This is a genomic window from Variovorax sp. GW821-FHT10D07 (assembly GCF_059415325.1).
The window spans coordinates 1-13,071 of record NZ_JBWKMZ010000024.1 but is presented as its reverse complement, the minus strand read 5'-3'; the positions used below and the strand labels follow the sequence as shown (position 1 = coordinate 13,071).

Below are 13,071 nucleotides of genomic sequence, written 5' to 3'. Positions count from 1 at the left end.
GTCAGGCCGGGTAGATCGCGCCCAGCACGCGCGCGCCGCGCGCGCCGGTCACGCTGGCGAGGTTGCCGCTCTCGCGCCGCACCGTGGCGCGCGCCAGCCAGGCGAAGGCGGCCGCCTCCACCTGTTGCGGCGGCAGGCCGCGTTCGTTCGAGGCCACCACGGCGATGCCCGGCAGCAGGGCGCGCAGCCGCGACAGCAGGTGGCCGTTGAGCGCGCCGCCGCCGCAGACGATCAGCAGCTTGCTCTCGTTGCCGTAGCGCAGGAGGTCTGCCGCGCAGGTGCTGGCCGTCAGTTCGGCCAGCGTCGCCTGCACGTCGACCGGGGCGTCGGCCGCGCCGGTGCCCACGTGCGCCGCCAGCCATTCGGGATTGAACAGGTCGCGCCCGGTGCTCTTGGGCGGGGCCTTGGCGAAGAAGGGCTCGCCCTGCAGCCGCGCGAGCAGTTCGGGCAGCACCTTGCCGCTCGCGGCCCACTGGCCGTCGAGGTCGAAGGGCTGGCCGTGGTAGCGCTGGCACCAGTGGTCCATCAGCGCATTGCCGGGGCCGCAGTCGAAGCCCAGCACCACCGCGCCCTCGGGCGCGTCGCTGGCCGGCAGCAGGCTCAGGTTCGAGATGCCGCCGAGGTTCAGCACCGCGATCGGCTCGCCGGGCCCGGCGAACAGCGCCCGGTGGAAGGCCGGCACCAGCGGCGCGCCCTGGCCGCCGGCCGCGAGGTCGCGGCTGCGGAAGTCGGCCACCACGTCGATGCCGCAGAGCTCGGCCAGCAGCGAAGGGTTGTTGAGCTGCAGCGTGTAGCCGACCTCGTCGAATTCGCCGGGCCGGTGGCGCACGGTCTGGCCATGCACGCCGACGGCACGGACCGCGCCGGGTTCGAGGCCGGCATCGGCCAGCAGTTGCTCGACCACGCCCGCGTAGACGCGCGCCAGCCCGTTGCCGGCGAGCGCCGCGCGGTGCAGTTCGTTGTCGCCCGGGGTGTTGAGGGCCATCAGCTCGCCGCGCAGGCCGACCGGAAAGGAGGCGGTGGCGTAGCCGGTGACCGAGATCCCGCCGCCGGAGAAGTCGGCGAGCACGCCGTCCACGCCATCGAGCGAGGTGCCCGACATCAGTCCGATGTAGAGATCGCCGGTGGCCATGGGGCTGGGGGAGCTGCCGGACGTTCCGGCGCTTCTATATATGAGAGGAGGAGCGCGGCGCTCAGTCCGCGCTGGCCTGCACCACCGAGAACGCGGCGGCCAGTTCGTTGCGCGCGCCGACGGCGATGCGCTCGAAGGCCGGGCGCATCGCGGCGGTGATCGGGGCGCCGCCTTCCTGCGCGATCGAGGTCGGGTTCTGGTAGACGCCGTTGACCCGGAATTCGAAGTGCAGGTGCGGACCGGTGGCCCAGCCCGTGGAGCCCACGGCGCCGACGGTCTGGCCCTGGCTCACGCTCTGGCCGGCCTTGACGTCGATGCGGCTCAGGTGCGCATAGGCCGTCTGCTGGTTGTTGCGGTGGTTGATGATGACGATGTTGCCGTAGCCGTTCTGCGTGCCGGCGAAGTCGACCGTGCCGTCGCCGACCGTGCGCACGGCGGTGCCCGTGGGCGCCGCGTAGTCGATGCCGTTGTGCTGGCGCCAGCTGTTGAGGATCGGATGCATGCGCATCGCGAAGCCGCTCGACACGCGCGTGAATTCCACCGGCGTCGCCAGGTAGGCCTTGCGCAGGCTGTCGCCGTTCGGGCGGTAGTAGCTGCCCTTCTGGCCCGCGCCCGGCGGCTGGAACCACACGGCCTGGTGGATCTTGCCGTTGTTCTCGAACTCGGCCGAGAGCACGCGGCCGCTGCGCAGCGCCTGGCCGTCGGCCTCGAAGGTCTCGTAGACCACGGCGAAGCGGTCGCCCTTGCGCAGTTGGCGCACGTCGACGTCGCCCGCGAAGATGTCGGCCAGCTGGCTCGCGACGCCATCGGGGATGCGCGCTTCGTCGGTGGCGGCGAACAGCGAGCTGCGGATGGTGCCGCTGGCCAGGCGGGCGCCCGGCGTGAGGGTGTCGCGCTCGGTCAGGGCCACGAAGCCCACGGGCGTGTGTTCGATCACGAAGCGCTTGAAGCCGCCGTCGCCGTCGGGAATCCAGCGTGCGCTGAGCTTCTTGAGCTGGTTGTCCTGCGTGGCCTCGGCGGTCACGGTGCGGCCGGCGCGCGCGAACAGCGCGGAACGGGCCTCGCCGCTGCCGCGCACGAAGGCGCTGGCGACCGGGTCGGAGATACCCAGGCGCTTGAGCAGCGCCTCGGCGGTGTCGCTCGAGCGGGTGACGTCGGTGCGGAACAGCGTGAAGCTGAAGTCCTCGAGCGACGTGGCCTGTTCGGCGAACGACAGGGGGGCGGAAGTGGCTTCGAGCACCTGGTGGACCGGGAGGTCCGAGGCGTCGGGTCCGAGCGAAGCCACGGCGAGGGTTCCGGCGCTCAGCAGAGCCGCCGCGATGATCGCGGTGATCTGCTTGGGGTAGGTCCGGAACGTATAAGCCACGCGAGAAGCGAGAAGCTCCTCGGCGGCAAGAATGCCGTTGATCAAACTATGAATTCCAGCTCAGGTTTCTGCAGATCCGCGCTGCGGAGCCCAGAGCGGTCAGGGCGGCAGGACGGTGCGGAAAAAGCGCCGCTTAGAATCCGGCGCTTGAAAAAGTCGGGCGAGTATAGCTTCCGCACTCAAAAAGTCAGCCAAAAAAAGCCCATGAACGCCGAATCTGTTACATCCATGGACCTTTCAAATAGTGTAGGACGCGCGCTCGAAATCTCCCTCCGGGGGGCTGACGAACTGCTCCCCCAGGACGAGTGGGTCCGCAAGCTGCAACGCTCCGAAGCCAGCGGAACCCCGCTGCGCATCAAGCTCGGGCTGGACCCGACCGCGCCCGACATCCACATCGGCCACACGGTGGTGCTCAACAAGATGCGCCAGCTCCAGGACCTGGGGCACCGCGTGATCTTCCTGATCGGCGACTTCACCACCACCATCGGCGACCCCTCGGGCCGCAACAGCACGCGTCCGCCGCTCACGCGCGAGCAGATCGAGGCCAACGCCCAGACCTACTACAAGCAGGCCAGCCTGGTGCTCGATCCCGAGAAGACCGAGATCCGCTACAACTCCGAATGGAGCGACCCGCTGGGCGCGCGCGGCATGATCCAGCTGGCCGCCAAGTACACGGTGGCGCGGATGATGGAGCGCGACGACTTCAACAAGCGCTTCAAGGCCGGCCAGTCGATCTCGGTGCACGAGTTCCTCTACCCGCTGATGCAGGGCTACGACTCGGTGGCGCTCAAGAGCGACCTCGAGCTCGGCGGCACCGACCAGAAGTTCAACCTGCTCGTGGGCCGGCATCTGCAGCAGGAATATGGCCAGGAACCGCAGTGCATACTCACTATGCCGCTGTTGGAAGGGCTCGATGGCGTCGAGAAGATGTCCAAGAGCAAGAACAACTACATCGGTATCAGCGAAGACGCCAACACCATGTACGCCAAGGTGCTGTCGATTTCCGACGACCTGATGTGGCGCTGGTACACGCTGCTGAGCTTCCGTTCGCTCGAGGAGATCGCCGCGCTCAAGGCCGAGATCGAGGGCGGCCGCAACCCGAAGGACGCCAAGGTCGCGCTCGCCAAGGAGATCACGGCGCGCTTCCACAGCCCTGCGGCAGCCGAGGCGGCCGAGCAGGATTTCGTCAACCGCAGCAAGGGCGGCGTGCCCGACGAGATCGCCGAGGTGGCGTTGTCCGGCGCCCCGCTGGGCATCGGCCAGCTGCTCAAGCAGGCCAACCTCGCGGCCTCGTCCGGCGAGGGCAACCGCCTGATCGACGGCGGCGGCGTGCGCATCGACGGCGCGGTGGTCAGCGACAAGGGGCTCAAGCTGCCGGCCGGCAGCTACGTGGTGCAGGTCGGCAAGCGCAAGTTCGCGCGCGTGACCTTGTCCTGAACCGGGCGCTTCCAAACAAAAAAAGGCCGGGTCGATCCCGGCCTTTTTTGCGCGAGGGGCGCGCCTCAGCGCACTTCGATCGTCACGCGCCGGTTGCGCGGCTCGTCGACCTCGTCGGCCGTCGGCACCGCCAGTTCGCGTTCGCCGCGGCCCGCGGCCTCGATGCGGTTGGCCGGGAAGCGGCGCTCGATGAAGAGCTGGGCCACTTCCTGCGCGCGGCGGCGCGAGAGCGCGTCGTTGTTCTGCAGCGTGCCCTTGGTGTCGGTGTGGCCGACCACGACGATGTCGCCGCCCGGGCGCGCCTGCGCGGCGGCCAGCGCCTCTTCCATGATCTTCTGCGAGGCGGCCGTCAGCGTGATGGTGCCGAGCTCGAAGTACACCGTGTAGCGCTGCGACGGCGGCGGACGCATGTCGAACAGCGGCTTGTTCTCGGCCTGCACCTTGGCCGCATCGGCTGCGTCGACCACCGGCGCGCCCGAGGCGCCCTGCTTGGCCGTGGCGCGCTGGTAGGGCTGCGAGAGCACCTCCTCGCCATTCTTGGCGCGCACCACCACCGCCGAGGCGGAGCCATCGGCCTGCGGCAGCAGCACCACGCGGGTGGCGGGCGAGGAACAGGCCGCGAGCAGCGCGACCAGCAACGCGGCACCGAGGAAGCGCAGGCGGGAGGAAACGAGGGAACTGGAACCGGAACGCATCATGGCTGGCCGTCGGTCTGGACGATGAAGTCGGTGCCGCGGATGCCGATGGTCGCCGTCTGCGTCTCGACGCGCACCGCGTCGGGGTTGGTCTTGCCGATCAGGCCGGTGATCATGCGCATCGAGCCGCGCAGCAGCGAAACGAGCAGCCCGCCTTCGTGGGTGGTGGCGTCGAAGTGGAACTGCTTGAGGTCGAGCCGCGAGGAGGGGCCGACCACCAGCGTGGTGTCGTCGCGCAGCACGACCGCGGCCGAGGAGTCGGGGCCGGTCACGATCCGGTCGACCGAGGCCAGGGCGTCGCCGGGCACGGCGTTGCGGGCGGTGGCGGCGGCGCTCAGCAGCTTGACGTCGCCGCGCACCGACTTCACGAAGCCGGCCTGGCGCTCGGGGGCGGTCGCGGCGGGCGCTGCTGCTGCGGCGGCGGTGGGAGCCGGCGCGGCGGCCGGGGCGCTCGGGGCGGTCTGCGCCTGCGAGATCGCCGCGGCGCCAAGCAGCGCGCAGCCCAGCAGGGGCAGGAGGAATTTCTTGTGCATCATCGGGTTTTCCGCGAACTGTTTCGGGGCGGACACAATTATTAATGCGAAGGCGTTACACCTGGACACGAACATGATAATTCGGTGGCTAACTGCGGCCTTTTACCGTTTTTCCTGTCGCCTGTCGCCGTCATCACCCTCCACGCTCGCATGAATCTCACCCCCAAGACCCTGTTGCGGGCGTCCATCGCGGTGGCGCTGGTCACGATCGTGCTCAAGAGCCTCGCGGGCTACATCACCCATTCGATGGGCCTGATCTCGGACGCCATGGAGTCCTTCGTCAACCTGGCCAGCGCCACTTTTGCGCTCGCCATGGTGACGATCGCGGAGCGCCCCGCCGACGAGGGCCATCCCTACGGCCACCACAAGGCCGAGTACTTCTCCTCGGGCTTCGAGGGCATCCTGATCGTGGGCGCGGCCGTGGCCATCTTCTGGGTCTCGGTGCAGCGGCTGCTGGCGCCGCAGCCGCTCGAGCAGCTCGGCTGGGGCCTCGCGCTGTCGATCGTCAGCTCGGGCCTGAACGCCGGGCTCGCGTGGCTGCTGTTCCGCGCCGCCCAGGCCCGCCGCTCGATCGCGCTCGAGGCCGACGCGCGCCACCTGATGGCCGACGTCTGGACCTCGGCCGCGGTGCTGGTGGGCATCGTCGCGGTGCATTTCACCGGCTGGCTCTGGCTCGACCCGCTGCTGGCCATCGGCGTGGCGCTGAACATCGCGCGCGAGGGCGCGAAGCTGGTCTGGCGTTCCTCGCAGGGCCTGATGGACCAGGCGCTCGAGCCCGAGACCCAGGCACTGCTGCGCGCCACGCTCGAGCGCTTCGCCGCCGGCGTGCCCGAGGGCGGCCGGCTGCGCTTCGACGACATCTTCACGCGCAGCGCCGGCCAGCGCCGCTTCGCCGACCTGCACATGCACGTGCCCGGCGACTGGACCCTGGAGCGCGCCGCCGCGCTGCGCGATGCGCTCGAGCAGGCCCTGATGGACGCCGTGCCCGGCCTGCGCGTGACCATCCAGCTGCTGCCGCTGGGCATGGAAGCCCGCGCCACCCAGCTTCCGTCAGACACCCCCGAGGAATTCCATCCATGAAAGCAGTGCTCCAGCGCGTGGCGCAGGCACGCGTCGACATCGCGGGCCGCACCGTCGGCGAGATCGGCGCCGGCCTGCTCGTGCTGCTGTGCGCCGAGCGCGGCGACAGCGACGCCGCGGCCGATCGCATGCTCGCCAAGATGCTCAAGCTGCGCATCTTTTCCGACGCGGCCGGCAAGATGAACCGCAGCGTGCAGGACATCGGCGGCGGCCTGCTGGTGGTGAGCCAGTTCACGCTCGCGGCCGACGTGAGCGGCGGCAACCGCCCGAGCTTCACGCTCGCGGCGCCACCCGACGAGGGCCGCCGGCTCTATGACTACTTCGTCGCCCGGGCGCGCGCCGCGCATCCCGTGGTGGCCACGGGCGAGTTCGGCGCCGACATGCAGGTGCACCTGCTCAACGACGGGCCGGTCACGATTCCGCTGCAGATGAGCTGAGGGCGGCGCCCCTGGTTCAGTCGCGCCGCAGCAGCGCTTCCCACGCCACCTTCGGGTGCTCGTAGCGGTCGATGCTCAGTTCCTCGAGCTGCGCGATGCGCCAGCCGCGCGCGAACAGCCGCTGCACCGTGCCGCGCTCGAAGAAGCGCTTGGGAGAACCGTCGACGAGGTAGAGGTTGTCCTCGTCCGCGCGACCCGGGCCGCGGCCGCCGTAGTGCCGGTCGTTGACCGAGTTGAGCCGGCACAGCAGCACGCCGCCGGGCCGCAGCAGCGCATGGATGCGCTCGACCAGTTCCAGCGTCTGCGCCCATTCGAAGTAGTGCAGCGACAGGCTCGCGAGCACGACGCCGATGCGCTGCCCCTCGGCCAGCGGAAAGGGCGCGCGGAAATCCTGGTTGTGTACGCGCACGCCCGCCAGGCGCCGCTCGCGCGCCGCATCCGCAGCTTGCGCCGACAGCTCGATCGCCTCCACGCGCAGCCCCGCGGCCGCCAGCGTGGCGCTGTCGCGGCCGTCGCCGCAGCCCAGCTCGAGCACCGGGTCGGCGCCCGCGCATTCGGCCAGCAGCGGCAGCCAGCGCACGAGCCACGGGTCGGTGTCATCCATGGTCATCGGTGCGCGGGCCTCAGCGGTTGTAGGGATCGCGGATGCCCAGCCCCGTGAGGATCTCGATCTCGCGCGCTTCCATCGCCTCGGCGTCTTCCTCGCCGGTCTCGTGGTCCCAGCCCTGCGCATGCAGCGTGCCGTGCACCAGCAGGTGCGCGTAGTGCGCGGCCAGCGTCTTGCGCTGCTCCTTCGCCTCGCGCGCCACCACCGGCGCGCACAGCACCAGGTCGGCCATGACCACGGGCGCCTGCGCATAGTCGAAGGTCAGCACGTTGGTCGCGTAGTCCTTGCCGCGGAATTCGCGGTTCAGCTGCTGGCCCTCGTCGGCATCGACGATGCGCACCGTGATCTCGGCGTCGGCATCGAGCGCATGGCGGATCCAGCGCGTCACGCCGTGGCGCGGCAGCGCGGCGCGGTGCCGTTCCACGCCCTTGAAGCGTCCGAACTGCAGCGACAGGGTGAGTGCGGCCAGCGCCATCTCAGTGCCCGCCCGCGCCGGCGCGCTTGCGCTGGCCGTCGTAGGCGTCGACGATGCGCGCCACCAGCGGATGGCGCACCACGTCGGCGCTCGTGAAGTGCGTGATCGCGATGCCGTTCACGCGCCGCAGCACGCGCTCGGCATCGATCAGGCCGCTGAGCTGCTGCTTGGGCAGGTCGATCTGGCTCACGTCGCCCGTCACCACCGCCTTGGCGCCGAAGCCGATGCGCGTGAGGAACATCTTCATCTGCTCGGGCGTGGTGTTCTGCGCCTCGTCGAGGATCACGAAGGCGTTGTTGAGCGTGCGCCCGCGCATGAAGGCCAGCGGCGCGATCTCCAGCGCGTTGCGCTCGAAGGCCTTCTGCACCTTCTCGAAGCCCATCAGGTCGTAGAGCGCGTCGTACAGCGGCCGCAGGTAGGGGTCGACCTTCTGCGTCAGGTCGCCGGGCAGGAAGCCCAGGCGTTCGCCGGCCTCGACCGCCGGACGCGTGAGCACGATGCGCTGCACCGCGCTGCGCTCGAGCGCATCGACCGCGCAGGCCACCGCGAGGTAGGTCTTGCCGGTGCCGGCCGGGCCGATGCCGAAGGTGATGTCGTGCTTGGCGATGTTGTCGAGGTAGAGGCTCTGGGTCGGCGTGCGCGCGCGCAGGTCGGCGCGCCGGGTGGCGAGCGTGACCGCGCCGTCCACGTCCTCGTCCATCGAGCCGTCGCCGGCCAGCGTGAGCTGCACCACCGCCGCGTCGATCGGCCGCTGGGCGATCTCGTAGAGCGCCTGCAGCACGTCCATCGCGCGCTGGGCGTTGACCTTGGGGCCGTCGATCTTGAACTGCTCGTGGCGGTGCGCGATCTTCACCGCGAGCGCCTCCTCGATGCGGCGCAGGTGGGCGTCGAGCGGGCCGCACAGGTGGCCCAGGCGCGTGTTGTTGGGCGGAGCGAAGGTGTGTCGCAGAATCACGCGGTTTCCATTTCCATCTTTATTGGTAGCCCATGCAAGACCGGCCCTGCTCCAGAAAATGCAACCCAAGGCGGGAAGCGCCGCAAGCGTCGGGGGGGCGCCAATGATAGGCAAACTCACCGGGATACTCGCCGAACGCAATCCGCCGCAGGTCGTGATCGACTGCAACGGCGTCGGCTACGAGGTCGACGTGCCGATGAGCACCTTCTACAACCTGCCCGGCGTCGGCGCCAAGATCTCGCTGCTCACGCACTTCATCGTGCGCGAGGACGCGCAGATTCTCTACGGCTTCGGCAGCGCCGAGGAGCGCGCCGCCTTCCGCCAGCTCATCAAGATCTCGGGTGTGGGCCCGCGCACCGCGCTGGGCGTGCTCTCGGGCATGAGCGTGGGCGAGCTCTCGCAGGCCGTCACCCTGCAGGAGGCCGGCCGGCTGGTGAAGGTGCCCGGCATCGGCAAGAAGATCGCCGAGCGCCTCTTGCTCGAGCTCAAGGGCAAGCTCGGCGCCGACATCGGCCTGCCCGCGCACGCGGCTTCCGATGCCCAGGCCGACATCCTGCAGGCGCTGGTGGCGCTGGGCTACAGCGACAAGGAAGCGGCCGCCGCGCTCAAGGCATTGCCGAAGGACGTGAGCGTGAGCGATGGCATCAAGCTGGCGCTGAAGGCGCTGGCGAAATAAGGCCTAGGCGCGCAGCGCGCTCGCCAGCGCGCCCAGCAGCGCATGCGTCTCGACCAGGCTCGGCCCGTGCACCGGCTGCGGCCAGGCGCTGTGGATCGCGACCACGAGCTGCTCCTTCGGATGGATGTAGAGCTGCTGGCCGAAGATGCCGAGCGCGGCGAACAGGCCGCCGTCGAGTTCGGGCAGCGCCTGCGCGCCGCGCGGGAAGGTCCACCACTGGTAGCCGTATCCCATCGGCTCGTAGCCTTCGAGCGTGCCGGGCGCGAGCCGCTGCGCGGGGTCGGCGCGCGTGGCCTCGCGCAGCCAGCCCTCGGGCAGCACGCGCTGTCCGCCGGCCATGCCGCCGCCGAGGATGAACAGGCCGAAGCGGCCGAAGTCGCGCAGGGTCGCGTTGACGCCGCTGCCCGCGAACTCCTGGCCACCCGGCGCATCGAGCTGCCAATAGGCATCGGCCTCCATGCCGAAGGGCGCCCAGATCTTGCGCGACAGGTAGTCGCCGATCGGCTCGCGCAGCGCGCCGGCCAGGATCCTGCCGACCAGGTAGGTCTCGCCGGTGCTGTAGTTGAAGCGCGTGCCGGCCGGCGCCACGCGCGGCAGCGTCGCCATGAAGGCGAGCACCGCGCCCGCGTCCTGGTCGAGCTGCGCGCGCAGCATGCGGCGGCGGTCGGAGGCCGGGTCGAGGTAGTCCTCGTTCCAGGCCACGCCCGAGCTCATCTGCAGCACCTGCCGCAGCGTGACGCCGTCGTAGGCCGAGCCGCGCAGCGCGGGCACGTAGGCGACCACCGCGTCGTCCAGGCTCGCGATCAGGCCGTCGTGCAGCGCCGCGCCCACGAGCGTGGAGGCGATCGACTTCGCGACCGAGAACGACATCCAGCGCGTGGCCGCGTCGTTGCCCATCGCATGGCGCTCGAGCACCACCTGGCCGTTCTTGAGCACCAGCAGGCCGGCCGTGCGGTTGCGCGCCATGAACGCGTCGATGCCGAACTCTGCGTCGCCAGCGCGGTAGCGCACGTCGACCGTCGGGCCCGCGGGCAGCGGATGCACCTGCGCGCCGCGCTTGATCGTGCGCGTCGCGTAGAGCCGGTCCATGTGGCGGTAGGTGGGCGCCTGCAGCTCGGGCGCCAGCGTCATCAGGTCCTCGAGCCGGCCGATGGCTTCGGTGTCCGCCATGCGGTAGCTCCTTACTTGCCAGCCTTGGCCGGCCGGTTCAGCCCCAGCGTCGGCGTCTCGTCGAAGAAGTTCCAGGGCTTGAGCAGCGCATGCACCCACTCGGTGGGCATGATCGGCCACTCCTCGGCGCGCGCGACGTGGGTGGTGCCGGTGGTGAGCCAGACCACGTTGTCGGTGTTCACGATCGCCTGGTCGTCGGCGGTGAACTGGCCCAGGCCGGTGTCCTTGTTCGAGCGGTTCGGGTACTTGCCCTCGGGGAATTGCTCCTCGGGGTCGTAGCGCGTCACCCAGAGCTGGCGGTCCATGAAGCTCAGGCGGTGGTTGATCCACTCGTCCTGCGCGAAGTTGGCGCCCTTGGCGATCGGGTGCGTGCCGCCCGCGTAGGGAATCAGCTGGTACGAGACCGGGTTGCCGACCTTGTTGTTCTTGGCCGGATTGCTCAGCAGCCGGATCGTCGACGGGTCGAACTTCTGCGCCGCCTGCCGCTCGGTCGCCACCGTGCGCTGCACCGTCTGCATGGTGCTGGTGCGCGGGCCACCGCGGGTGTTGGGCAGCACCACCGGGTCGACCTCGGTCAGCGAGTTGTTCTCGCCGTCCACGTCGAGGTCGAGCCGGAAGTTGTAGATGTGCTGGTGCGTGGTGCCGACGATGTGATGGTCGAGCAGCGTGCCGTAGCGCGTGTCCTCGGCGGCGGTCGCGTCCTGCATGGTGCGCGACTTCACGCCCTTCACGGCCTCGATGCCGGTGGCGCCCGCGTTGATGCCGATGGTGCCGTTCTCGGCGAACACCCAGTCGAACAGGTAGTCGTAGTTGCCCACCGTGCTGATCCAGCGCACCACCAGTTCGCGCCGCTCGGTGCTCACGTTGGGCTTGCCCATCTCCTGGTGCTTGAACTCGGGATCGGCATAGCGCTCGAAGACCGCGATCGCGCGCGGCACCTTCACGGGCGCGCCGGTGTAGTCGGCCAGGGTGGCGTCGAGCAGCACGGCGTTCTGCGGCGCGTCCTTCTCGGGCTCGATCGGCGAGGTCAGCGTGCCCATGCCGTACTCGCCCGAGTCGAGGTAGGCCTTGAAGTACCAGCCGGTGTCGGGGTCGCCGTAGGGCACGATCATCCCGCCGAGCGAGCCTTCGTACATCACCTTGCGCTTGGTGCCCTTGTCGTTGTAGGTCACGGTCGAGAGCACCAGGCCCACGCGCGAGTCGAGCCGCAGGTGGAAGTCCCAGTTGCGCCAGTGCAGCATGTTGCCGGCGATGGTGTAGTTCTTGCCCTCGGGCTCGGTGATCTCCAGCGGCTTGGGCGCGGGCGTGCCGGCGCGATCACGGCCGTCGTAGGGCGTGGGCTTGAGCGGCACCGGCACCAGGCCGCCGTCCTCGATCTTCAGCACCTTCTTCTGCTCGAGGTCGACCACCGCCACCAGGCCCTCGATCGGGTGCGCCCAGTAGTTGCCGTCGCCCACGTCGAGGTAGCTCACCACCTTGAGCAGGCGGTCCTCCTGGCGCAGCGAATCCTTGCCGTCGAAGTAGCCCACGGTCAGCGGCGTGGCCACCACCTTCTTCACGTCGTCGATGCCGCGCGTGGCGAGCGCCTTCGCGTAGTCGGCGCTGGCCTCGATCGCGCTCTGCACGGTGGCGAAGTCGTCGAGCAGCACCATGCCGTGCGCGCCTTCCACCGGCTTCCATTCGAGCAGCTTGCGTGCCGCGAGGTCGATGCTGCCCTCGATCGCCTTCTTGCCGTCGAGCGCGACGAAGCTGGCCTGCCGCGTGGCGCGCACCGGCTGGCCCGAGAGCGCGAAGGCCCAGACCTGGTCCTTGGGCGGGCGCTTGAGGCTGATCTCGGTGAAGCGCAGGCCGGGCTTGTAGTTGCCCGAGGCCTTGATCGTCTCGAGCGCGGCCTGGATCTCCTCGGCCGACAGCGGGTTGAGCGGATTCGGCGTGCGCTCGAGCACGAAGGTGCGGTCCAGGCTGGACTGGAACACCTGGTTGATGAAGTCGTGCGGCACCCAGGCCGCGCCCTTGCGCAGCACCACCGGCACGTCGAGCTGCAGCGGCTGGCCGTTGATCAGCGCGGTCTTCGAGCCGGGCTTGATGCGCACCAGCGTGCCGTTGCGCGCCACCGTGTAGACGTTGGCGAAGCTGTCGAAGCGCACGGTGGCGCCGAAATCCTCGACCGTCTTCTTGAGCGGCACCATGTGGGCCGCGCCGCCATGGGCCTGGGCGCCGCCGGCCGCGAGCGGGCCGAGGGCCAGCGCCAGCGCGGTGGCAAGAAGGGTGCGGGTGGTGCCGCGGACCGGCGTTCGATGGTGGCTGCTGCGCATGGACGACTGTTCCCTTTTCTTCGCATGTTGTGACGAGCGACAGCGAAGTTAAGGGCGTGGCCCGCGCGGCGGTTAGCCGGATTCGGCAAGCCAGGGCCTGTTAACACTATCCAAGGGGTCGCGAAGCTCGCCAGAGCCCGCCCATCAAGGCGCGCGACGACGCGTGTGCGTGCGCACACGCTAGGAGCGCAAC

13 protein-coding genes are annotated in these 13,071 nt (G+C 69.8%); 4 read left to right on the top strand and 9 right to left on the bottom strand.

The features are described from left to right. Position 1 precedes the first annotated feature (1 nt). Positions 2–1,132 carry an anhydro-N-acetylmuramic acid kinase gene (locus AC07PU_RS39540; protein ID WP_495323329.1) on the bottom strand — a complete coding sequence of 377 codons (1,131 nt, stop codon included), beginning with the start codon at positions 1,130–1,132 and terminating at the stop codon, positions 2–4. A gap of 61 nt (positions 1,133–1,193) precedes the next feature. Beyond that, positions 1,194–2,543, bottom strand: a complete 1,350-nt coding sequence (locus AC07PU_RS39535; protein ID WP_495323328.1) for a M23 family metallopeptidase — start codon at positions 2,541–2,543, stop codon at positions 1,194–1,196. Positions 2,544–2,702: 159 nt separating this feature from the next. On the opposite strand from AC07PU_RS39535, the gene tyrS reads away from it, so the two are divergent. Then, complete coding sequence (tyrS, locus tag AC07PU_RS39530) at positions 2,703–3,935, top strand: tyrosine--tRNA ligase (protein ID WP_495323327.1); 1,233 nt, start codon at positions 2,703–2,705, stop codon at positions 3,933–3,935. A 65-nt stretch (positions 3,936–4,000) separates the two neighbouring features. Here the strand turns inward: tyrS and AC07PU_RS39525 are convergent, their stop codons facing one another. Both AC07PU_RS39525 and AC07PU_RS39520 read right to left on the bottom strand, forming a co-directional pair. Further along, positions 4,001–4,633, bottom strand: a complete 633-nt coding sequence (locus AC07PU_RS39525; protein WP_256222743.1) for an OmpA family protein — start codon at positions 4,631–4,633, stop codon at positions 4,001–4,003. Further along, on the bottom strand, positions 4,630–5,166 hold the full coding sequence (locus tag AC07PU_RS39520; RefSeq protein WP_495323326.1) for a FecR family protein: 537 nt from the start codon (positions 5,164–5,166) through the stop codon (positions 4,630–4,632). The genes AC07PU_RS39525 and AC07PU_RS39520 overlap by 4 nt, the downstream gene beginning before the upstream one ends. Before the next feature lie 147 nt (positions 5,167–5,313). On the opposite strand from AC07PU_RS39520, the gene AC07PU_RS39515 reads away from it, so the two are divergent. Further along, positions 5,314–6,243: a cation diffusion facilitator family transporter gene (locus AC07PU_RS39515; RefSeq protein WP_495323325.1), complete on the top strand. Its 930-nt coding sequence runs from the start codon at positions 5,314–5,316 to the stop codon at positions 6,241–6,243. Then, a complete protein-coding gene (dtd, locus tag AC07PU_RS39510; RefSeq protein ID WP_495323324.1) occupies positions 6,240–6,680 on the top strand; it encodes a D-aminoacyl-tRNA deacylase in 441 nt (146 codons plus the stop codon). The genes AC07PU_RS39515 and dtd overlap by 4 nt, the downstream gene beginning before the upstream one ends. Positions 6,681–6,696: 16 nt before the next feature. Here dtd and AC07PU_RS39505 read toward each other — a convergent pair whose 3' ends face one another. Genes AC07PU_RS39505 through AC07PU_RS39495 form a run of 3 tightly spaced genes read right to left on the bottom strand, consistent with a single transcriptional unit; the run spans position 6,697 to position 8,717 of the window. Continuing rightward, on the bottom strand, positions 6,697–7,284 hold the full coding sequence (locus tag AC07PU_RS39505; protein WP_495323323.1) for a class I SAM-dependent methyltransferase: 588 nt from the start codon (positions 7,282–7,284) through the stop codon (positions 6,697–6,699). Between the two features lie 19 nt (positions 7,285–7,303). Next, positions 7,304–7,762 (bottom strand): rRNA maturation RNase YbeY, encoded by a 459-nt coding sequence (ybeY, locus tag AC07PU_RS39500; RefSeq protein WP_495323322.1) that lies wholly within the window; start codon positions 7,760–7,762, stop codon positions 7,304–7,306. A gap of 1 nt (position 7,763) precedes the next feature. Beyond that, entirely contained in the window at positions 7,764–8,717 is a 954-nt protein-coding gene (locus AC07PU_RS39495) for a PhoH family protein (protein WP_296782979.1), read from the bottom strand. 103 nt (positions 8,718–8,820) lie between these two features. Here AC07PU_RS39495 and ruvA point away from each other — a divergent pair, with 103 nt between their 5' ends. Next, the gene (ruvA, locus tag AC07PU_RS39490; protein ID WP_093348037.1) at positions 8,821–9,393 is read left to right on the top strand and encodes a Holliday junction branch migration protein RuvA; all 573 of its coding nucleotides are present in this window, start codon (positions 8,821–8,823) and stop codon (positions 9,391–9,393) included. Positions 9,394–9,396: 3 nt separating this feature from the next. Here the strand turns inward: ruvA and AC07PU_RS39485 are convergent, their stop codons facing one another. Beyond that, a complete protein-coding gene (locus AC07PU_RS39485; protein WP_495323321.1) occupies positions 9,397–10,563 on the bottom strand; it encodes a serine hydrolase domain-containing protein in 1,167 nt (388 codons plus the stop codon). An 11-nt stretch (positions 10,564–10,574) separates the two neighbouring features. After that, positions 10,575–12,878, bottom strand: coding sequence for a primary-amine oxidase (tynA, locus tag AC07PU_RS39480; protein WP_495323320.1), 2,304 nt, complete (start codon positions 12,876–12,878; stop codon positions 10,575–10,577). Positions 12,879–13,071: the final 193 nt, after the last annotated feature.

What these genes read in the sequence shown, in the direction of transcription:
- AC07PU_RS39540 (WP_495323329.1), bottom strand. Translation starts at nt 1,132, where the DNA reads ATGGCCACCGGCGATCTCTACATCGGACTGATGTCGGGCACCTCGCTC.
- tyrS (WP_495323327.1), top strand. Translation starts at nt 2,703, where the DNA reads ATGAACGCCGAATCTGTTACATCCATGGACCTTTCAAATAGTGTAGGA.
- AC07PU_RS39525 (WP_256222743.1), bottom strand. Translation starts at nt 4,633, where the DNA reads ATGATGCGTTCCGGTTCCAGTTCCCTCGTTTCCTCCCGCCTGCGCTTC.
- AC07PU_RS39520 (WP_495323326.1), bottom strand. Translation starts at nt 5,166, where the DNA reads ATGATGCACAAGAAATTCCTCCTGCCCCTGCTGGGCTGCGCGCTGCTT.
- AC07PU_RS39515 (WP_495323325.1), top strand. Translation starts at nt 5,314, where the DNA reads ATGAATCTCACCCCCAAGACCCTGTTGCGGGCGTCCATCGCGGTGGCG.
- dtd (WP_495323324.1), top strand. Translation starts at nt 6,240, where the DNA reads ATGAAAGCAGTGCTCCAGCGCGTGGCGCAGGCACGCGTCGACATCGCG.
- AC07PU_RS39505 (WP_495323323.1), bottom strand. Translation starts at nt 7,284, where the DNA reads ATGGATGACACCGACCCGTGGCTCGTGCGCTGGCTGCCGCTGCTGGCC.
- ybeY (WP_495323322.1), bottom strand. Translation starts at nt 7,762, where the DNA reads ATGGCGCTGGCCGCACTCACCCTGTCGCTGCAGTTCGGACGCTTCAAG.
- ruvA (WP_093348037.1), top strand. Translation starts at nt 8,821, where the DNA reads ATGATAGGCAAACTCACCGGGATACTCGCCGAACGCAATCCGCCGCAG.
- AC07PU_RS39485 (WP_495323321.1), bottom strand. Translation starts at nt 10,563, where the DNA reads ATGGCGGACACCGAAGCCATCGGCCGGCTCGAGGACCTGATGACGCTG.
- tynA (WP_495323320.1), bottom strand. Translation starts at nt 12,878, where the DNA reads ATGCGCAGCAGCCACCATCGAACGCCGGTCCGCGGCACCACCCGCACC.